This is a genomic window from Amycolatopsis sp. NPDC057786 (assembly GCF_042797905.1).
GTDB lineage: Bacteria > Actinomycetota > Actinomycetes > Mycobacteriales > Pseudonocardiaceae > Amycolatopsis.
In genome coordinates, this window is the sequence record NZ_JBHVKW010000136.1 from 1 (window position 1) to 19,891 (window position 19,891).

The 19,891-nt window shown below is 68.9% G+C and carries 18 protein-coding genes and 1 pseudogene; 4 read left to right on the forward strand and 15 right to left on the reverse strand.

All coding sequences use genetic code 11. The features are described 5' to 3' along the window. Positions 1-304 precede the first annotated feature (304 nt). Entirely contained in the window at positions 305-2,113 is a 1,809-nt protein-coding gene (locus ACFVM3_RS38650) for an FUSC family protein (protein ID WP_378444786.1), read from the forward strand. Here the strand turns inward: ACFVM3_RS38650 and ACFVM3_RS38655 are convergent. The 11 genes from ACFVM3_RS38655 to ACFVM3_RS38705 all read right to left on the reverse strand — a co-directional run bounded on the left by ACFVM3_RS38655 (position 2,110) and on the right by ACFVM3_RS38705 (position 11,422). Continuing rightward, complete coding sequence (locus tag ACFVM3_RS38655; RefSeq protein WP_378444787.1) at positions 2,110-2,670, reverse strand: hypothetical protein; 561 nt, start codon at positions 2,668-2,670, stop codon at positions 2,110-2,112. The genes ACFVM3_RS38650 and ACFVM3_RS38655 overlap by 4 nt on opposite strands. Before the next feature lie 109 nt (positions 2,671-2,779). Further along, positions 2,780-3,640, reverse strand: a complete 861-nt coding sequence (locus ACFVM3_RS38660; protein ID WP_192741184.1) for a DivIVA domain-containing protein — start codon at positions 3,638-3,640, stop codon at positions 2,780-2,782. A 54-nt stretch (positions 3,641-3,694) separates the two neighbouring features. Then, the gene (locus ACFVM3_RS38665; protein ID WP_005155180.1) at positions 3,695-3,970 is read right to left on the reverse strand and encodes a YggT family protein; all 276 of its coding nucleotides are present in this window, start codon (positions 3,968-3,970) and stop codon (positions 3,695-3,697) included. A 114-nt stretch (positions 3,971-4,084) separates the two neighbouring features. Continuing rightward, positions 4,085-4,699: a cell division protein SepF gene (locus ACFVM3_RS38670; RefSeq protein ID WP_378444788.1), complete on the reverse strand. Its 615-nt coding sequence runs from the start codon at positions 4,697-4,699 to the stop codon at positions 4,085-4,087. An 82-nt stretch (positions 4,700-4,781) separates the two neighbouring features. Continuing rightward, a complete protein-coding gene (locus tag ACFVM3_RS38675) occupies positions 4,782-5,513 on the reverse strand; it encodes a YggS family pyridoxal phosphate-dependent enzyme (protein ID WP_378444789.1) in 732 nt (243 codons plus the stop codon). After that, positions 5,510-6,217, reverse strand: coding sequence for a peptidoglycan editing factor PgeF (gene pgeF, locus ACFVM3_RS38680; RefSeq protein WP_378444790.1), 708 nt, complete (start codon positions 6,215-6,217; stop codon positions 5,510-5,512). Before pgeF ends, ACFVM3_RS38675 begins: the two co-directional genes overlap by 4 nt. Positions 6,218-6,293: 76 nt before the next feature. Continuing rightward, positions 6,294-7,616: a cell division protein FtsZ gene (gene ftsZ, locus ACFVM3_RS38685; RefSeq protein WP_125684264.1), complete on the reverse strand. Its 1,323-nt coding sequence runs from the start codon at positions 7,614-7,616 to the stop codon at positions 6,294-6,296. A 426-nt stretch (positions 7,617-8,042) separates the two neighbouring features. Next, positions 8,043-8,813 (reverse strand): anti-sigma factor domain-containing protein, encoded by a 771-nt coding sequence (locus ACFVM3_RS38690; RefSeq protein ID WP_378444791.1) that lies wholly within the window; start codon positions 8,811-8,813, stop codon positions 8,043-8,045. After that, positions 8,810-9,418 (reverse strand): ECF RNA polymerase sigma factor SigK, encoded by a 609-nt coding sequence (gene sigK, locus ACFVM3_RS38695; protein WP_378444792.1) that lies wholly within the window; start codon positions 9,416-9,418, stop codon positions 8,810-8,812. Before sigK ends, ACFVM3_RS38690 begins: the two co-directional genes overlap by 4 nt. Continuing rightward, positions 9,411-10,139, reverse strand: a complete 729-nt coding sequence (locus ACFVM3_RS38700) for a DUF1365 domain-containing protein (RefSeq protein ID WP_378444800.1) — start codon at positions 10,137-10,139, stop codon at positions 9,411-9,413. The genes sigK and ACFVM3_RS38700 overlap by 8 nt, the downstream gene beginning before the upstream one ends. Before the next feature lie 5 nt (positions 10,140-10,144). Further along, positions 10,145-11,422: an NAD(P)/FAD-dependent oxidoreductase gene (locus tag ACFVM3_RS38705; protein WP_378444793.1), complete on the reverse strand. Its 1,278-nt coding sequence runs from the start codon at positions 11,420-11,422 to the stop codon at positions 10,145-10,147. Between the two features lie 87 nt (positions 11,423-11,509). Between ACFVM3_RS38705 and ACFVM3_RS38710 the strand changes: the two genes are divergently transcribed. Further along, entirely contained in the window at positions 11,510-12,781 is a 1,272-nt protein-coding gene (locus ACFVM3_RS38710; protein WP_378444794.1) for a class I SAM-dependent methyltransferase, read from the forward strand. Next, positions 12,781-13,554, forward strand: coding sequence for a DUF1295 domain-containing protein (locus ACFVM3_RS38715; protein WP_378444795.1), 774 nt, complete (start codon positions 12,781-12,783; stop codon positions 13,552-13,554). Before ACFVM3_RS38710 ends, ACFVM3_RS38715 begins: the two co-directional genes overlap by 1 nt. Here the strand turns inward: ACFVM3_RS38715 and ACFVM3_RS38720 are convergent. Continuing rightward, on the reverse strand, positions 13,541-14,050 hold the full coding sequence (locus tag ACFVM3_RS38720) for a DinB family protein (protein ID WP_378444796.1): 510 nt from the start codon (positions 14,048-14,050) through the stop codon (positions 13,541-13,543). The genes ACFVM3_RS38715 and ACFVM3_RS38720 overlap by 14 nt on opposite strands. A 222-nt stretch (positions 14,051-14,272) precedes the next feature. On the opposite strand from ACFVM3_RS38720, the gene ACFVM3_RS38725 reads away from it, so the two are divergent. Continuing rightward, the gene (locus ACFVM3_RS38725) at positions 14,273-15,577 is read left to right on the forward strand and encodes a wax ester/triacylglycerol synthase family O-acyltransferase (protein ID WP_378444797.1); all 1,305 of its coding nucleotides are present in this window, start codon (positions 14,273-14,275) and stop codon (positions 15,575-15,577) included. Positions 15,578-15,647: 70 nt separating this feature from the next. Here ACFVM3_RS38725 and ACFVM3_RS38730 read toward each other — a convergent pair whose 3' ends face one another. The 3 genes and pseudogenes from ACFVM3_RS38730 to ACFVM3_RS38740 all read right to left on the reverse strand — a co-directional run bounded on the left by ACFVM3_RS38730 (position 15,648) and on the right by ACFVM3_RS38740 (position 19,566). Then, positions 15,648-17,039, reverse strand: a complete 1,392-nt coding sequence (locus tag ACFVM3_RS38730) for a class II 3-deoxy-7-phosphoheptulonate synthase (RefSeq protein WP_378444798.1) — start codon at positions 17,037-17,039, stop codon at positions 15,648-15,650. 78 nt (positions 17,040-17,117) lie between these two features. After that, a complete protein-coding gene (locus ACFVM3_RS38735; RefSeq protein ID WP_378444799.1) occupies positions 17,118-18,050 on the reverse strand; it encodes a trypsin-like serine peptidase in 933 nt (310 codons plus the stop codon). Positions 18,051-18,178: 128 nt separating this feature from the next. Beyond that, positions 18,179-19,566, reverse strand: a pseudogene (locus ACFVM3_RS38740) (alpha/beta hydrolase). Between the last annotated feature and the right edge of the window lie 325 nt (positions 19,567-19,891).

Here is a 19,891-nt window from a genome sequence, read left to right on the forward strand (position 1 = left end):
CGACACGCCACCACTCGGTGGACGTCACTGGAGATGCATCGTCGCTGGCCACCACCCCAAACTACTCCGAATCGAACACCTGCGCTAGCCCAAACGGCCCAACGCCAGAAAATTGCCGGAAAACGGCATCCGCGAAGGAGATTTAAGCGCGCGAAGCGCATTAAGAATGCGAAGGTGCCCTCAGCACTATAAAGCCCTAGAGCGCGAATTACCCTCACGACCGCCCACCCCACCACGCGGGGGCCCGAGTTGCCGTCCCCACCGCCGCCTCTAGGTTGACGGGTATGTCGTTCTGCGAGGCCCGATGAAAGGGCCCGGACTCCTCATCGTCCTGCTGGTGGTCCTCGGCGGCGTCAGCGGGCTCGGGTTCGTCCTGGGGCTGGGCAACGCGGCCGTTCTGGCGGCCCTCACGGCGCTCTTCTGTCTCATGGCGGCGGTGGGCGGCCCGTTGCGGGCGGATCTGCGGTTGCTGGCGTGGTTCGCGCCCGCGCTGGTCCTCGCGGTCGGGGTGCCGCGGTTGCTGGGCGCGGTGTCGCAGTGGGCGGCGATCGCGCTGCTGGTGGCGATCGTGGTGGTCGCCGGGCTGTTGCCCGTGCTCGGGGCACGGTTCGTCACGGTCGGGCTGGGACTCGGAATGGCGTCGCTGTTCGGGTACGGCTTCCAGTTGACGGGGACGGCCTCGGCGGGGCAGATCCTGGGCGCGCCCGCTCTCGCGGTGGGCGTCGTGATCCTGTTGCGGGTGGCGATGGGCGCGAAGGATCCGGCCAAGCCGACCCGTGACGCGCTGGCCGACGCGCTCGCGGCGGGCTCGTCCGAAACGCAGGAGCGCGCGGCGAGGCTTTGGCTCGCGGACCGGCCTCGTCGCTGGACCGGCCGGGTCCTCGGCGGCATGTTCCGCTATCGCGCGGCCGCCGGCTTGCTGGAGATCCGCCGGAGACAACTGAACAGCAACGAAATCGGCGAAACGCTCGCCGACGCCAAGGAAGAAGCCGCCAGGCTCGCCGACGCCGTTCGGAGCCCGGCGGCACCGGACGAAGTCGAACCGGTGCGGCGCAAGGAACCCACCGAGCTTCCCGGCGCCACGGCGAGGCTCGTCTCCGCGCTTTGGGAGTCTCTCGAAACCATCCGGGCCGCGGCGGCCGAACGTGACGAGTCGCGTGTGGACGTTCCGAACGGACTCCGCAAGGAACTGCGCCGGATCGAGTTGAGCGGCGCGTTTTCCTGGCGGTCGGCGCAGTTCCGGCACGCACTCCGCTGCGGGCTCGGGGTCGGGCTGGCACTGGTGGTCGCCGGTTTCCGGCCAGGCGACCCGCTCACCGTGTCGTTCCTGCTCGGCACTTTCGCCATCATGCAACCGGAATGGCGGGACAGCCTCAGCAAGGCCTGGCAGCGGATCGGCGGCTCTCTCGGCGGCGCCGTCGTGCTCACTCTCGTTCTTTGGCTTCTGCCACAAGGGTTTCTGCTGCCGATCGGGCTCGTCGCGTTGCTCGGCGGGTTCTCGGTCATGCGGACGCGTCCGGCGATCTTCAACGGCTGCATGGTCCTGATGTCGGTCGGCATGAACGCGACCACCCGGCATCTCGACCCGCGTTACGTACTCGTCGAGTACCTGCTCCTGATGGTCCTCGCCGGCGCCATCGCCCTGCTGTTCGGTTTCGCCGCGATTCCCGGCGTGCCGAAACCCGGCCCGGCGGAACGGTTCGAGAGCGCCGTCGCCGCCACCCGCGCCCTGCTCGGTTCGGTGGCGGGGAAACTACGCGGCGAGGACGTCGACCCACGGACGCTCGGCCGTGAGTTCCGCGCCGCCGCGGTCGCGCACCACGGCCTGCTCGCCGCGGAGCCGGGTAGCAAGGAACCCGCGCCCGGCCAGCGGAACGCGCTGGAGAACGCCGCCGAAGCGTTGCGTGGCCTGTCCGTCACAGCGTCGTCGCTCTTGCTGCGGCCCGGTTCCGCCGGAGCGGCGGACGCCGTCGCCGAGGCGGCGCGCACGCTCGGGACCGAAGAGCCAGCGGAGATCCCCGTGCCCCACGACTCGGACGAGGAGCAGCGCCTGGTGCTCGACACGATCGCCGCGGACGTCGTGGCGGTCGGCGAAGCGGCCCGGAAGCTCTAAGCCTTCTCGCGGTGTTGTCCGGCGATCTCGGCGTCGGGCGTGCACAGCGCGCACGGGGTGAACCCGAGCTGCCGCGCCTCGCCGATGCCGAGCGGGATCGTGTCCCGGGTTTCGAGCCACTCGCACGAGGTCACGTGATAGCGCGGGTATTCGTCGACGACCACGATCTCGGTCTCGAGTTCGGAGACGATCGCCACATCCTCGGGGGCGCTCTTCTCCTCGCCGGGGTCGCCACCGCGCTGAGGCTCCGGGGTGTCCTCCGCGTCGCCCAGTTCGCCGGTGGCGGGCATCAAGACGGTCTGCTCGGCGTCCTCGGGTTTCTTTTCCTCACCCTCGGCGGACTCGGTTTCGTCAGAGGCGTCTTCGGCCGAGTCATCCGCAGATTCCTCGACCGGAGCGCGCTTCTTCCGGCGGCGCAGCAGGTCGAAGAGGAGCAGCAACCCCGCGACGACGGAGACACCGATGGAGATCCAAGCCCACAGGGAGTTCGCGGTGATGAGCGCCGCGACGAGCAGCCCCAGAGCCGCCAGTACCAGTACCAGGACGATGTAGAGCACGGTGAATTACAACACGAGGGCAAAGGGAAACGGCCCCGACCCTCCGGAGAGTGCCGAGGCCGTTCCACTGTGTAGAAACAAACCAGTGTAGAAACGAACCGGGTGGAGATCAGCCCGCTTCGGCCCGGGGGCCGAACGAGTAACCCTGTCCGCTACCGGAGGACGAGGACTGCCCCGAGCTCGACGAAGACGCCGACGCGGGAGCGGCCGAACCACGGTCGTCGAGCTCACGCAGCTGGGACTCGAGGAACCCGCGCAGCCTCGTGCGGTACTCCCGCTCGATCGTGCGCAGCTCTTCGATCTTCTTGCCCAGCGAGCCCTTCTCCGCGTTCATGTTGTTCATGGTCTCGGTGTACTTGCGCTGAGCCTCGCGCTCCATGGTCGTCGCCTTGTCGCGCGCCTGGCGCTCCAAGGTTTCGGCACGGGTTCGCGCGTCGTTCAGCATCGTCTCGGCACGCGTACGCGCCTCGTTCACCATCGAGTCCGACTTGGACCGCGCGTCCGACAACAGCTGCTCGGACTTGGTCCGGGCCTCTGCGAGCATGCCGTCCGACTCGGTCTTGGCCTCGGCGGTGAGCCGATCGGCCATTTCCTGCGCCAGCCCGAGCACCTTCGCGGCCTGGACGTTGGGCTCCCCGTTGTCCGGCACCATCGAATGGGCCTGGGTCTGCTCCATCGCCGACTGCGGCGGCGGCACCGGCGCCAGGCGGCGCGACGGCTCGTCGCGTACCTGCGGCGGCGGGCCGACGGCGCCGGCCTTGGCGTTCTCGAGCTCACCACGAGTGGTCTCGAGCTCGTTGTCGAGCTGTTCGACCTGCTGCCGCAGCTCGTTGTTGTCCTCGATCAACCGGGCAAGCTCGGTCTCCACCAGGTCGAGGAACGCGTCCACCTCGTCCTCGTTGTAGCCCCTTTTGCCAATGGGCGGCTTGCTGAACGCGACGTTATGCACGTCAGCGGGGGTCAACGACATCAGATCACCTCACGCACTCCATGGCCTGCAGGTCCACCGGGGCTTCCCCGAAAATCACCCTGGCGTTGCCAGCTGCATCGCGAAGAACACAACCAACAGCAGCACCATAATCGATAAGTCCAGTCCGACGCCGCCGATTCGTACGGTCGGGATGATTCGTCTGAACAGACGAACCGGTGGGTCGGTCACTGTGTAGATGGTCTCGAGCGTTACCGCAACCCCTCCGGCAGGACGCCACTCGCGAGCGAAAGCGCGCACGAGCTCGACGACGATCCGTGCCGTCAGCAGGAGCCAGAAGGCGAACAGCACGTACCAGACGACCAGCAACACAGCATTCACGTAACCACTCTGCCATGCCTCGCGTCAAAACACGCAGTTGACGGGCCGCGGATGGCGATGAGTCGACAAAATCACATCCGGCTGCGCTCAGCGGTCACCGGGTGATCAGCCGCGCAGGAACAATCCGCCTTCGGCAATCCGTCGGCGGTCCTCCGCGGTGACATCCACATCGGGCGGTGAGAGAAGGAACACCTTGTTGGTGACCTTGTCCATCGATCCGCGCAACGCGAAAGCGAGCCCCGCGGCGAAGTCGACGAGACGCTTGGCGTCCGCGTTCTCCATCTCCGTGAGGTTCATGATCACCGGAATGCCTTCCCGGTAGTGCTCCCCGATCGCCCGCGCTTCCGCGTAGCTCGTCGGGTGCAGCGTCGTGATCCGGCTCAACGGGTCACGCACCGGCGGCCGCACCGGCTCGGTGACCGGCCGCAGCCGCGCGACCGGCTCCGGCTGACGGTCCATCGCCAGCGCTCCGTGGACGGCAGGCTCCGGGCTGGCCACGGAGCGTGACCGAGGCCGGGGCGCAGGCTCGTCATACGTGTCAACTTCGTCCCGGTAACGTCCACCCCGTGACCGGGCCGGCGGCTCGTCGTCGTAGTCGTACTCGTCGTCGGCATAGTCCTTTGAGGCGTAGCCTCGCCGGTAGTCGTCCTCGACGTCATAGCCGTCTTCGTCCGCGGGCACCATCCCGAAGTAGGCCTTCAGCTTCTGCAGCGCGCTCATGCCTCTCCCTAGCCTTAGCCGCGTCCCGCACCGTACTCCCCCGCCCTCGCCGCCACTCCCCGTAACGACGAGACGGTATTCCCTAGGGCGAGGCTAAACCGCGCCCACCGAGCAACGCGGTTCCGACACGCACACAGGTCGAGCCGTGCGCGATCGCCTGCTCGAGATCATTGCTCATTCCGGCGGAGATCTCACGGGCTTTTGGGTGTTCTTCCCGTAGACGCTCCGACGCACGAGCGAGTTTCCCGAACGCCTCCGCGGGATCAGTACCCAGTGGCGCCACCGCCATAAGCCCTCGGAGGCGAATACCACCCACATGGGCTATCCGCTCCGCCAAATGGCTCATTTCGCTCAACCGAATGCCCCCGCGCTTCGGATCGTCATCGAGGCTTACTTGAATGAGGACGTCCAGCGGGTGCTCGCGTTGCCCGGAATCCAGCGCCGACTTGGTCGCCTTCGCGAGCGCGTCGGCGAGGCGCTCGGAGTCGACGGACTGGACCTCGTCCGCCCAGCGCACGACCGATTTGGCCTTGTTCCGCTGCAGGCTGCCGACCATATGCCAGCGGATCCGGGCGTCCGGACGGAGACCGGCGACCTCGTCGGCCTTCGCGCCCGCCTCCTGATCGCGGTTCTCGGCGAGGTCGAGCGCGCCGAGGTCGGCGAGCAGCGCGGCGTCGAGCGCCGGGAAGGTCTTGGTGACCGCGAGCAACTTGACCTCGTCGCGGGCCCGGCCGGCGGCCTTGCACGCGGCGCCGATCCGCTCTTCCACTTCGGCGAGGGACGCGGCGAGTTCCGCCTTTCGTGCGTCACTCACGCCGCGTCCAGCCACGTGATACCCGCGATCCGGCCGGTGGTGCCGTCGCGGCGGAAACTGAACAGAGTCTTGTCTTCGTTGGTACAGCGCGGATCGACGCCGATCTTGCCGACGCCGAGGTCGGCCAGCTGCCGCCAGAGCCCGGCGCGCAGGTCGAGCCCCGGCGTGCCCTTGCGGGTTTTGCAGGCGCTGCCCGGAACGTGCTTTTCGACGTCGGCGGCCATGTCGGCGGGGACTTCGTAGCAGTCGCCGCAGATCGCGGGACCGAGCAGCGCTTCGGTGCGGGCCGGTTCGGCGCCGACCGAACGCATCGCCTCGATCGCGGCGGGGACGACGCCGACCCTGGCGCCGACGCGGCCCGCGTGGACGGCGGCGACGACACCGGCTTCGGCGTCGGCCAGCAGAAGGGGGACGCAGTCGGCGACGAGCACCACGAGCGCGAGACCGGGCTCCGCGGTCACGAGCGCGTCGGTCGCTTCGGCGGCGGAGGTCTCCGAACCGTCGACGACGGTGGCGGTCCGGCCGTGGACCTGCTCCATCCACGCCAGCCTGTCCTCGGCGAGGCCGAGTTCGGTGGCGAGCCGTTTGCGGTTGGCGTAGACGTCGCCCGCGTCGTCGCCGACGTGATCACCGAGGTTGAAGGTGTCGTAAGGCGGCCGGGAAGCCCCGCCCGCCCTTGTCGTGACAACCCGCCGTACCCGCACGCGTTTCCTCCTAGACCTGAGTGAAGGCCCCCTCGACTGTAGTCAAGGAGGCCTTCACGGAACCGTACTGCGAGAACTACCGCCGCATGAACGGGGGAACGTCGACCTCGTCGTCCGACGGGTCGTCGTGCACCGGGGTGGCGCGGCCGGGCAGGCTGCCGTGGTTCGAGTTCGACCCGATCGGCGAGTAGCCGCGCGACCCGCCGCCGGGCTGCGGGAGCCCGCCGGTCATCGAGCCGTTGCCCTCGTTACGGGCGGACGGCATGGGCGTGTGCGTGCGCGGCGGCGCGACCGGGTAGCCGTTCGAACCGGTCGACGGCACCGGCGTGGCACCCGAAGGCGGGCTCTGCACCGGGGTCGCCCCACCACCGTTGACCTGACCGGCCTGTGCGGACGCGGTCGAGTTCGACCGGGAGCCGAACGCCGGCGGGTCGAGCTTCTTGTGGGTCGGGGTGCCCGCGTCGAAACCGGCCGCGATCACGGTGACCCGGACCTCGTCGCCGAGCGAGTCGTCGATGATCGTCCCGAAGATGATGTTGGCGTCGGGGTGCGCGGATTCCTGCACCAGCGACGCGGCCTCGTTGATTTCGAACAGGCCGAGGTCCGACCCGCCCGCGATCGACAGCAGCGCGCCGTGCGCCCCGTCCATCGACGCTTCCAGCAGCGGCGAGTTGATCGCCTTCTCCGCCGCCTGGATGGCCCGGCCCTCGCCGCGCGCCGAGCCGATGCCCATCAACGCGGAACCCGCGCCGGACATGACGCTCTTGACGTCGGCGAAGTCCAGGTTGATCAGACCCGGCGTGGTGATCAGGTCGGTGATGCCCTGGACACCCGAAAGCAGGACCTCGTCCGCCGAGCGGAAGGCGTCCATCAGCGAGACGCCGATGTCGCCCAGCTGCAGCAGCCGGTCGTTCGGGATGACGATCAGGGTGTCGCATTCGTTGCGCAACTGCTGGATGCCGTCTTCGGCCTGCTTGCTGCGGCGCTTGCCCTCGAAGGTGAAGGGCCGGGTGACGACGCCGATGGTCAGCGCGCCGAGCTTGCGGGCGATCTGGGCGACGACCGGCGCGCCACCGGTGCCCGTGCCACCGCCCTCGCCCGCGGTCACGAACACCATGTCGGCGCCCTTGATGACCTCTTCGATCTCTTCGCGGTGGTCCTCGGCGGCCTTCTGCCCCACCTCGGGGGCGGCGCCGGCACCGAGGCCGCGGGTCAGTTCCCGGCCGATGTCGAGCTTGACGTCGGCGTCGGACATGAGCAGTGCCTGAGCGTCGGTGTTCACCGCGATGAACTCGACACCCTTGAGGCCGACCTCGATCATGCGGTTCACGGCGTTCACTCCGCCGCCGCCGATACCGACGACCTTGATCACCGCAAGGTAGTTGTGCGGGGGCGTCATCGGAGCCGCCTTCCTGATCGTGTGTGCTCGTGCTGCCCGCCGGTCGCTGAGCCTGTCCCGAACCCTCGAGCTGAAGTTCAGATTGAGAGCTATGTCAACTGCCGACGTTGAAGCAGGACGGTATGCACCAGGCAGGCTCGAATCCAGTAGCCACGCCGTGTGTCGCAAAGGTGTTTTGCCACAACATGTTCGCGGGCGCAAGAGCGAGACCCGGTCGCGGCGGCGAACGGCGGCCTGGTAAAGAGGCCATTGGCGGAGCTGAGGACGAACTCGTGAAGGGACATGACACGTGAACCCGCCCGCCGAAGGCCCCCGCTATCGCGGTGGCAGGGCGCCTTACCCGCCGACGTGAGAGGTTCGGCCGGACAGCGTCCCGCCGACGTCGATCGCGGACGCGGGTTCACCGACAGACGGTAGGGGCCAAGATCAGGTGGGCATGGTCATGACCATGACGACGTCCTTCGACGGTGATCCCGTCGGTGATCCGCCGTCCTGTTCGACGCTGAGCGCGAACTTCTCGGCACCGCCCAGCCCGTCGGCGACCAGCAGCGCACCGTCCTGACCACCGGGAATGAGCCCGGCGGGTTTCGGCGCGGTGCCCGGGTACATCAGCCAGGCCTGGTAGATCCGCCCCGGTTCGTTCTTCGGCAGCTGTGCCGCCATGAAGACGAGCTTGTCCTTCGAACGCGACATCATCACGGTCCCGCCGCCGCCCACCGAGGTCTCGGCGTGCCCGGTCCGGAGGTCGGCGGCCGAAAGGACGTCGGCGACCGGGGCGTACCGGTCCGCGTACTCCGCCGCCCGCTCGCGCGCGGCGGTCAGCTGCGAGTGGTTGTCGTAGGCGATCCCGCCGAACACGGCGGTACCCGCCAGCCCGACGACCGCCGCCGCGACCGCGGCGATCGCCCAGCGCGGGGCGCGCCGCCGGTCCTTGACGCGCTCCCCCGCGCCGAACCGCGTCTTCGGCGGCAGCTGCCTGGTCGCCATCGCCTCGGCGAGCACGCGGCGTTTGAGTTCGGGCGGCGGGTCCTCGGCCAGCGCGGCACCGAGCCGGGTCGCGGTCATCTGCAGTTCGAGGACCTCCTGCGCGCACGCCGCGCACTCGGCGAGGTGCCGCTGGAACCGGGCACGCTCCACTTCGGACAGCGCGTCGACGGCGTAGGCGCCGGTGAGCGTGTGCATCTCCGGCATGGTCATGCCGTCACCCCCAAACAGTCCCGGAGCCTGATCAGGCCGTCCCGGAGCCGGGTCTTGATGGTCCCGTGTGGGGTCTGCAGCACCTCGGAGACCTCACGATAGGTATAGCCCTGGTAGTAGGCGAGCAGCACGGATTCCCGTTGCAGCTCGGTCAAGGTCGTGAGACAGCGGCGCACCTGCGACCGTTCCCAGCGGGCCGCGACGGTCTCGGCCACCTCGTCGAAGGGCCGGGCGCGGGCGGCCTCGAAGGTCGCCTTGACCTCGCGATCCGAACTGGCGCGCGCCGAGCGGACCCGGTCGACCGCACGGCGGTGCGCGAGCGTCATGGCCCAGTTCAGCGCGCTCCCCCGCTCCGGGGAGTAGCGCGTGGCCGTGCGCCACAGCTCCACCATGACCTCCTGGGTGACCTCTTCGGACTGCGCGGCGTCACGGAGGATCCGCCGCACCAGGCCGAGGACCGGGCCGGCGAGCCGGTCGTACAGTGCGTCGAAGGCGCGCTCGTCGCCCTTCGCGACCCGCACGAGCAGCTCCTCGGCCGTCGGTCCGGCCGGTTCGCCGTCACCGGGGACGGGCGCCATCCGGCGCGGGCGTGCCGATTCATCCATCAAGCGTGCCTCCGGCCGTTTGCGGCGTCCGCCGGGTGATCGGAGCCTTCTTCCTCCACAGTGTGATCCCGTGCCGCCGGATCAGCGCGGAGACCCGGTGCGGCATGAACGGGCGGGTGATCAGCAGGTGCGCCAGCCATCTCGTGGTGGCGGGCCGCCGCACGCCGCGCAGCGACGCGGTCAGCGGTGTCCGCCCGTCCCGGCGGAGGGCGATCCTGACCGAGAGCAGCGACTCCGGCCTCGGCACCTCCATCCGGTACTCGCCGTCCATCGGCTGGAACGGCGAGACGTAGAACTCCTTGCCCGCGAAGGCGTTCCCGCCCGCGTCGGGCCTCAGGAGGTACGCGTGCCTGCCGCCGTAGGTGTTGTGGACCTCGGCGACGACACATTCGAGCTCCCCGTCGGGCCGGTGGCACCAGTACAGGGTGATCGGGTTGAAGTTGTGGCCGAGCATCCGCGCGCCTGCCAGCATCAGCACCCGCCCGCCGCGGAGGTCGACGCCGTGCGCCGCGAGCCAGCGGTCCAATTTGGACCTGATGCTGGAGGTGTCCTCGGGCGCGAAGTGATCTCGCGGGTCGAAGCGCGCGAAGGGGCGCAGCCAACACGGCAGCTTCGGCGGCATATCGAGGTCGATGAACCACAGGTAGATCCGGTGGGCGAACGAGATCGGCGGGTCTTCGCGCCGGACATGCGCCACCGTGGAGTCGTAGAGCACGGCCATGACGGTCACCAGCGCACCCCGAAGTTCTCGGCCGCGCGGACACCGGACACGCAGCCGTCCTCGTGGAACCCCCAGCCGTGGTAAGCGCCGGCGAAGGCGACCGTGTCGTCGTCGAGCTCGGGCAGACGCCGCTGGGCGGCCACGGATTCCGGGGTGTAGACCGGGTGCTCGTAGGTCATCTTGGCCAGCACCGAACCGGCTTCGGGCACTGTGCCGGGGTTGAGCGTGACGACGTAGCCGGTCGGTTCGTCGAGCCGCATCAGTCGGTTCATGTCGTAGGACACCTGGACCGCGCCGTGGCCGGCACCGCAGAACGGGGTGGCGTAGTTCCAGCCCGCCCGCGCCGAGTCCGCCGCCGGGAGCACGCCGGTGTCGGTGTGCAGCCATGCCTCGTTACTGGAGTACCGGAACGCGCCGAGGACCTCGCGCTCGGCCTCGGTCGGCGAAACGAGCAGTCTCAGCGCCTGGTCCGCGTGCGTGGCCAGGACGACCTTGTCGAGCCGGTACCGCGTGTCGGCGTCGTCGCGGACCTCGATCCCCCGCGCGGTGCGCTTCACCGAACGGACCGGCGTCGACAGATGCACGGCGGTCAGCTGTTTGGCGGCCAGTTCGACGTATTCGCGCGAGCCTCCGACGACGGTGCGCCACCTCGGTGACCCGCCGACCGACAACATCCCGTGGTTCCGCAGGAACTCGAACAGGTACCGCGCGGGATACTTCAGCGTGTCCGTCCGGTCGGCGGACCAGACGGTCGAGACGACCGGGAGCATGAAGTGGTCGACGAAGTACTTCGTGTACCCGCCGATCGCGAGGAAAGCGCCCAGGGTGACGTCTCCGGCCTCGGGCGCGTCGAGGACGCGCTTCGCGTGCCGGTGGAAGCGCTTGACCTCGGCGAGCATCCGCAGATAACCGGCGCGTGCGACGTTACGCGGCTGGGCGAACAGGCCCTTCAGTCCCTTGGCGCCGGCGTACTCGAGACCGCAGCCGTCGCAGCGGATGCTCATCGACATCTCGGTGTCGCGGGTGGCGACGCCCAGTTCGGCGAACAGGCGGAGCAGATTCGGGTAGGTACGCTCGTTGTGCACGATGAACCCGGAGTCGACGCCGACGGTGCCGCCGTGCGCGCTCGGGACGTCGTGGGTGTGCGCGTGGCCTCCCAGCCTGTCGTCGGCTTCGAACAGCAGTACCTCGTAACGGCGTTGCAGCAGGTACGCCGCCGTGAGGCCGGCGACGCCGCTGCCGATGACTCCGATGCGTTGACCCTTGGTGTGCACATGAGGCATTCGGAGCCGGATCGGGCGAGGATTGGATCTCGTGAACCGGCTGAGCATCCGACCCATCCCTTTCCGGTCCGGGAGCGAATGACGACTATGCCGAACAGTCCCGCGTCCCGCCTAGTCCCGTTCGCCGAGCGGCTCCTCGGCGGCTCCCTGCCGGTCGGTCTGCGTACCTGGGATGGCGTACGCGCCGGTCCGCCGGATGCCCCGACCGTGGTACTCCGGAACCGGCGTGCCCTGCGCCGACTCCTGTACGCCCCCGGCGAATTGGGCCTGGCCAGGGCCTACGTCTCCGGTGATCTCGATGTCGAAGGCGACCTCGCCGACGGATTCCGCCGGATCTGGGCGCTGACCCGATCGGGTGCCGCGCGTGGCGCGAAGCTCGGCCCACGCGAATGGGCGGAGGCGCTGCGGATCGCGGTGGGCCTCGGCGTCGTCGGGCCGCCGCCCAAACCGCCTTCCGAGGAGGCCCGGTTGTCCGGGAAGCTGCACACCCTGCTTCGCGACAAGTCGGCCATCGCGCACCACTACGACCTCGGCAACGCCTTCTACCAGCTGTTGCTCGACGAATCGATGGCCTACTCGACCGGGTACTGGACCTCCGACGAGCACGGATACGGCGTCGAGCAGGCACAGTGGGACAAACTCGAGCTGATCTGCCGGAAGCTCGGGCTGCGGCCGGGGATGCGGCTGCTGGACGTCGGCTGCGGCTGGGGCTCGCTGCTGGTGCACGCCGCGAAGCACCACGGCGTCCAGGCCGTCGGGATCACGCTGTCGGCGGAGCAACGGCAGCACGTCCGCGGCCGCCTCGCCCAGCACGATCTGGAGGAACGGGTCGAGGTCCGGCGGCAGGACTATCGCGAGCTGGCCGACGAGCCGTTCGACGCGGTCGCGTCCATCGAGATGGGCGAACACGTCGGTGAGGAGAACTACCCGGAGTACACGCGGACGCTGTACCGGATGGTCAAGCCCACCGGACGGCTGGTCCTGCAGCAGATGTCCCGCGGCGCGGTGGCCCCAGGCGGCGGTGCGTTCATCGAGCGCTACATCGCCCCCGACATGACGATGCGGCCGTTGAGCCGCACGCTCGGGTATCTGGAGATCGCCGGGTTCGAGATCCGCGACGTCCACGCGCTCCGCGAGCACTACGTGCGCACGGTCCGGGCGTGGGAGCGGACGCTCGAGGACAACTGGGACGACGTCGTGGCGCTGATCGGTGAATCCGGCGCGCGGGTCTGGCGGCTGTACCTGGTCGGCGGGGCGCTCGCGTTCGAAGAGAACCGGATGGGCGTGGACCAGATCCTGGCGGTCCGTCCCTCCGACGAGGGTGCGAGCGCGATGCCCGCCACCCGGGAGTGGTCCTGATGCCGCTCGGCGGGACACTCGCGATCACGGCGGGCGCGACGCTGCTGGCCTTCGTCGTCACCTTCGGTATCGCGAGATGGCGGAAGCGCTACGACACCGTCGACACGCTCTGGGGGCCGGGCTTCGTACTCGTCGCGCTGGTCGCGGCGCCGCTCGGGGACGGGTCGGTCGCGCTGCGCGCGGTCGCCGCTCTGCTGACCGCGGTCTGGGGCGTGCGCCTCGGCGTCCACCTCCACGTGCGCAACCACAAGCTGCCCGAAGACCCGCGCTACGTGCGGATGGCCGAGAACCCGGCGCTCAAACTCTTCGTCCGCGTCTATCTGGTCCAGGCGGTGGTGCTCTGGTTCGTCTCGCTGCCGGTCCAGTTCGCGATGTACGGCGACACCTTCGGGGTGACGGCGTGGCTCGGCGTCGCGGTGTGGCTGGTCGGCTTCGGGTTCGAGACGATCGGCGACGAACAGCTGCGCCGCTTCAAGGCCGACCCGGACAACAAGGGGAAGGTGCTCGACAGCGGGCTGTGGCGCTACACCCGGCATCCGAACTACTTCGGCGACGCGTGCGTGTGGTGGGGCCTGTATCTGCTGGCGTGTTCGAGCTGGGTGGGGGCGGCGACGATCCTGTCGCCGATCGCGATGACGTACACGCTGGCCAAGGGAACCGGAAAACCTTTGCTGGAGAAGGGATTGCGGCGTTCACGGCCGGGATACGCGGCGTACGTCGAGCGGACCAGCGGGTTCTTCCCGCTGCCCCCGCGCCGCGTCACTCCCCGGTGAGACCGTCGGTCAGCTCGCGCAACAGGTCGAGGTGACCGGCGTGCCTGCCGGTCTCCTCGATCATGTGCGCGACCACGAACCGGACGTTGACCTTGCGCTCGCCACGGAAGGGGACCTCGTCGTCCAGCCCCATCGATTCGACGATCTTGCGGCTCCGCTCGCACTCGGCCTCGTAGGCGGCGATCAGCTGCTCGATCGGGGTCTGCATGGCGACCCGGAACTCGGCGTCCGGATCGGCTTCCAGTGCCTCCTTCCAGACGTCCTCCTGCCCGTTGAGCACCACGTTGAACCAGTACTGCTCGACGAGGGTCAGATGCCCGAGCAGACCGGCGACGGTGGTCAGTTCACTCGGGACGAGCGGACGGCGGGCCTGCTCGTCGGTGAGGCCGGAGCACTTCCACACGACGGTGGCGCGGAGGAAGTCGAGGAAGCCGTTCAGCTGCGTGCGCTCGTCGCCGGTGAGCGGCGGTTCGGGGCGCTTCGGTTCGTCGGTCATGGTGGTGCAGTCTGCCGGTTTCCTCGGATGATCCGCTAACGAGTTACCCGGGGACGCACTGTCCACCATCTGTCGCAGAGTCGTGGTCCATGTCCGAAGGTGATCCCATCGTTCGAGTGAAACCAGTGGTAGTTAGCGCCCCTGAAACATGACGACCACCCGCTCGTCATGTCAGGCTGGTGCAGTTGTGCACATCGCCGCCGGTTCCGAGAAAGGTCACTGATGTCAGGCCCCCAGCTGAGCGCACTCGATGTCGCTTTCCTTTGCCTGGAAAGCGAAACGACGCCCATGCACATGGGCGCGGTGGTCACCTTCCGTCCGCATGGGCAGGTGCACGCGCGTAAGCTGACCGCGCTGCTGGCCGAGCGGGCCGCGCGGCTCCCGAAGCTGCGTCAGCGCCCCCGCACCGCGCTGTTCCCACCCGGCGCCGCCATCTGGGCCGAGGACCCGGATTTCGTTGCCAGTGAACATATTTCACATCACCATCTGAGCTCCCTGTACGAACCGGACCCGCTCTCCGCCTACGCCTCGCGCTGGATGGGGCGGCCGCTCGACACCGGAAAACCCTTGTGGGACTTGCATCTCGTCACCGGCCTGCCGGACGGCGAGTTCGCGCTGCTGCTGAAACTGCACCACGCCCTCACCGATGGAGCCGGCGCGTACGCCGTCGCCGTGGGTCTGCTCGATGAACTCCCCCGTGCGCCGAGGCGCCCGCACGGCGGGTCCGGGCCGCCCGCGCCTCGCTCCCCTGTGGACGCTGTCAAGGAGGCCGTCGGCTCGACGCTGGCCCAGGCCGGGATCGCCTCGTCGGTCGTCCGCGCGACCCGTTCGCCGCTCTCGCCGATCAGCGCGCCGCCGTCGACCGAACGACGGCTCGGTCTCGTCCGGCTGGACACCGCCGAGATCCGGCGGATCCGCCGGTCCCACGGCGGGACCGCCAACGATGTCGTGCTGGCGATCCTCAGCGGTGCGCTGCGCGACTGGATGATCAACCGCGGGCAGCGTGCCGACGACCGGACGCTGCGGGCACTCATCCCGGTCAGCGTGCGCGGGCGCTCCGCCGAACAGCTCGGCGGGAACAAGCTGTCGGGCTATCTCTGCGACCTGCCGGTCGGCCTCGACGATCCGGTGGAGCGGCTGCTGGCCGTCCAGCGCGAGATGAGCCGGAACAAGGCGGCGGGCCCGGCGCGGGGCGCGGGCGCGTTCCCGCTCCTCGCCGACCGGATGCCGCCGATGCTGCACCGGCTCGGTTCGAAGGCCGCCGGGCTGGCCGCGCCGCTGCTGTTCGACCTCGTGGTCACCACGGTGCCGGTGCCGCCCAACCGGCTCACCCTCGACGGGACGAAGGTCGCCGGCGTGTACCCGTTCGTGCCGCTGGCGCCGCGGCAGGCGGTCGGGATCGCGGTCGCGACCTATCGCGACTCGGTCCACATCGGACTTCAGGCGAACGGGGCGGCGGTCTCGGACGTGGGTTCGCTGCGGGACGGGGTGCTCAAGTCGGCCGCGAGGCTGCTGGACACCGCCTAGCGCGCTATGAAAGGTCCTTTCCTTGCAAATTTTGCAAGGAAAGGACCTTTCATAGCGCGTACGGGACCGGTCAGCCGCGCAGCATCTCCGCGACCAGGAACGCTAGCTCCAGCGACTGCTGCGTGTTCAGGCGCGGGTCGCAAGCGGTCTCGTACCGGCCCGAAAGGTCCAGATCCGAGATCTCCTGCGCGCCGCCGAGGCATTCGGTGACGTCCTCGCCGGTCAGCTCGACGTGGATGCCGCCAGGGTACGTGCCGAGCTTGCGGTGCACCTCGAAGAAGCCCTGCACCTCGTCGACGATCCGGTCGAAGTGCCGGGTCTTGTAGCCCGTCGAAGACTCGTGCGTGTTGCCGTGCATCGGGTCGCACTGCCAGATGACCTTGTGCCCGGACGCCTCGACCTTCTCGACGATCGCGGGCAGCACCTCGCGGACCTTGCCGTTGCCCATCCGGGCGATCAGCGTCAGGCGGCCGGGCTCGTTGCGCGGGTCGAGGCGGCGGACGTACTCGACGGCCTGCTCCGGCGTGGTCGTCGGGCCGATCTTGAGGCCGATCGGGTTGGCCAGCAGTTCGGCGAAGGCGATGTGCGCGCCGTCGAGCTGCCTCGTCCGCTCGCCCACCCACAGGAAGTGCGACGACAGGTTGTACAGCTTGGGGTTCGCCGCGTCCGCACGGTCCATCCGCAGCATGGAGCGCTCGTAGTCCAGCAGCAGCGCCTCGTGGCTGGCGAAGATCTCGGTGGACTGGAGCGAGGAGTCGGTGACGCCGCAGGCGGACATGAACCGCAGGCCGCGGTCGATCTCCGAGGCCAGCGCCTCGTAGCGTTCGCTGGCGGGCGAGGACTTCACGAAGTCCTTGTTCCAGTCGTGCACCTGGTGCAGGTCCGCCATGCCGGCGCCGGTGAGCGCGCGGACGAGGTTCATCGCGGCGCCCGCGTTCGCGTAGGCGCGGATCATCCGGCCCGGGTCGGGAACGCGCAGTTCGGGCTTGGCGACGAGCGAGTTGATGATGTCGCCGCGGTACACCGGCAGGCCGAGCGCGTCGGTGGACGCCGAACGCGGCTTCGCGTACTGGCCGGCGATCCGGCCGACCTTCACCACCGGCAGGCTCGCGCCGTAGGTGAGGACGACGGCCATCTGCAGCAGGGTGCGCAGGTTGGCGCGGATATGCGGCTCGGTGTTCGACTCGAACGTCTCCGCGCAGTCACCGCCCTGGAGCAGGAACGCCTCGCCGCGGGCGACCATCGCGAGCCGGTCGGAGAGGCGGTCGATCTCGGCGGGGACCGTGATCGGCGGCACGCTCTCCAGCACGCCGCGCACACGCTTCGTCAGCTCGGCGTCCGGCCATTCGGGCTGCTGCGCCGCGGGCCGGGAAAGCGCGTCGTCGAGCCGGTCACGCAGCTCGGGAGGCAGAGGAGGCAGTTCGGGGAGCGTGTCGACGGGAACGTCCACTGTCCAGTTCACCGGACCAGGATATGCCGCGCCGAAAGCCGCCCGCCCACCGGGACGAAAGTCCCAGAACGTGGACGGGCGGCGGGCTGATCAGGCAGCCTGCGCCTTGTTGTAGAGGTTCTGCGCGTCCGTACCGAAGTACGGGCCGAACATGTAACCGGGCAGGAAGTTGTAGCCGAAGCTGTTCACCGAGGCCTGGATACCCGCGCCGGTCGCCTCGCTGAAGTTGAGGAACCACGGGCCGCCGCTCGAACCACCGGTCATGTTGCAGCTCATCCCGTGGTCCTTGGTGAGCAGGAAGTCGGTGAACGTGCTCCCGCTGCAGTAGATCAGCTTCGAGCCGTCGTACGGCGCCGCCGCCGGGTACCCGAACGTGTACATCGACTGGTTGCGCGCCTGGTTGAACGCGATCCCCTGCGCGCCGACGACGTCGGTCAGCTTCTGCCCGTTGAGCGGGTTGACCACCGCCGCGCCGATGTCGTAGTTCATGTCCTCGCTCGCTTCCCACTGCGGAGTGGTCAGCGTGCTCTTCGCGGCCCACGTGCCGTAGGGCGTGTTGCCGTTGTTGTAGCCGGGCGCGAAGGTCCAGTTCGTGTGCCAGGCGCCCTGGTACTTCACACAGTGGCCGGCAGTGATCACGACGCTGCCGTTCGTGCTGGTGACCGCGTCACCGGAGCACGACGCGTTCCGCCCGCCCATGGTGAAGAACACCCGGCCCGCGGTCTGGACGACCTTGCCCGCCCCGGTCCACGCGCCGCCACCGTTGGGAATGCTCTGGATGATCGTGCTCTTGCCCTTCGCGACGTCCTTCGGAGTGAAGGCGGGCGCCTGGACCAGCTGTTCGATCGGCACCGCCGACCGCATCCGCTCGGGCGTCCAGTAGGCCGACACCGCCCGCGCGTCGGTCGCTGCCTGATGCTGGACCGGTCCGGCGTGAGCGGGGCTCGCGACGGCGGTCAGCCCCGTCACCGCCAGCCCGACGAGCGCCGCCAGGATCCCCGTCCGGGAAGCCGTCCTCTTCATGGCGTACCACCTTTCGCCACCGGTGAATTGCCGTATGACTTGCACGACATTTCGAAAGTATTTGTCCTGCTACCTGGGGTACAAGCGGCCGTTCGGCCGCATCCGGGGTGGCGTATGGGCCGTTCGGTCTAGCGGCAGTGCGTGTCGGCCGCCGGGAGGGCGCCGTCCCGCAGGTACCGGAGCACGAAGTCGTTGCCGCAGGCGTTCCCCATGGTGAAGACGCCGTGCCCGCCCGCGTCCACGGTGACGAACTTCGCCCGCGCGCCCAGCGCCGATCGCATCTCGCGGGCGCCGACGAGCGGCGTCGCCGGATCGCGCAGGTTCTGCACCAGCAGGATGTTCGACGGTCCGCGGTCGTGGATCCGCACCGGAGGCTCGCGGCGTTCGGCAGGCCAGAACGCGCAAGGCGTGATGTTGGCGGCGGCGGGGCCGAACAGCGGATGCGTCACGCGGGCATGTTCGACCGCCTTTTGGTAGTAGCGCACGCTTTCCGGCCAGTCGGAGTCGTTGCAGAGCACCTGGAGCTGGAGCGCGGCGTGGTTGTCGGTGTCTAGCGGACCGCCCTGTGCCTTCGCGGACGGAGCGGTCCACTGCACGGCGAGACGTGGGAAGTTCCCATCGTCGTACAGCGCTCCCCAGGTGTCGCTTCGGATGCCCGGGCGCTTTTCGGCCAGAAGAACTTCGCCGTCACCTCCGCCTGCGTCCGCCCGAGGTGGTAGACGTCGTCCCGGGCCGCCGCCCAGGCCGTGAAGTCGCCGAAACGATCGTCGAAGCCGTCAGCGAAACGCTGATGCGCCCGGACGTCCAGTCCGCCGGGGCCGACGAGGCTGTCCAGCACGATCCGATCCGTGCGCGCGGGGAACATCGACGCGTATGCGGCGCCGAGGTAGCTCCCGTACGAGACGCCGTAATAGGAGATCTTCCGCTCCCCCAGCGCCTCGCGAATCCGGTCCATGTCGCGCGCGGTGTTGGCGGTGGTCATCTGCGGCAGGAGATCCGCCGTCTTCGACGCGGCACATTGCTTGGCCACCACACGGGACTTCGCCGCCTTCTCGGCGACGTCACGCGGGCCGTCCGCGTACGGGCCGACGAGGATGAACTTCTGCTCCTCGGTGAGGTCGCAGGTCACCGGTGTGCTGTAGGTGGTTCCGCGCGGATCGAATCCGATGATGTCGTAACTGTCGAGCAGCCCGGACTGTCCCTGTCGCTCCGCGAGCTGCGCGGGCATGGCCAGGCCGGGGCTGCCGGGGCCGCCCGGATTCATCAGCAGCACGCCGCGTCGCTTCGGCGACTTACTCGCATTACGGGAGACGGTGAGTTCGATGGTCCGCCCGCCGGGATCGGCGTAGTCCAGCGGCACCTTGAGTTTCGCGCATTCGAGGCCCTCGGTCGGTGAGGGTGTGATGCCGTAGTCCGGGCACGGCGACGTCCAGCGCAGCGCCGGAGCCGCTTCGGCGGTCGCCGGGATGGCCATGGTCAGTGGCAGGAAAGCCAGTAATGCCAACGTTTTTCTCATGCGGAGAGCTTGACGTGACGGGCTGCCCTACCGCGTCGGACCGGAGCCTGACCCGGGACCTCCACCTTCGGTGGGAGCGGGACGTGACGTTGGTCTTAGCCTCGTGAGCGGTTTGTTCGCGTGATCAGCCGGACGACACACGTGCTTGGATGGACGACACATGTGTTCAGATGGACGACTCGCGGCAGGCCCCGGCCGCCAGCCGTGTCGTCCATTCAGTCACGCGTGTCGTCCCTCTGATCACGCGCGAACCGCACTACCGGAAGTCCGTGCGGGCTTCCACCGGCCCGCCCATGTCGCGAAAGCCACTTTCGGGACATCAGGT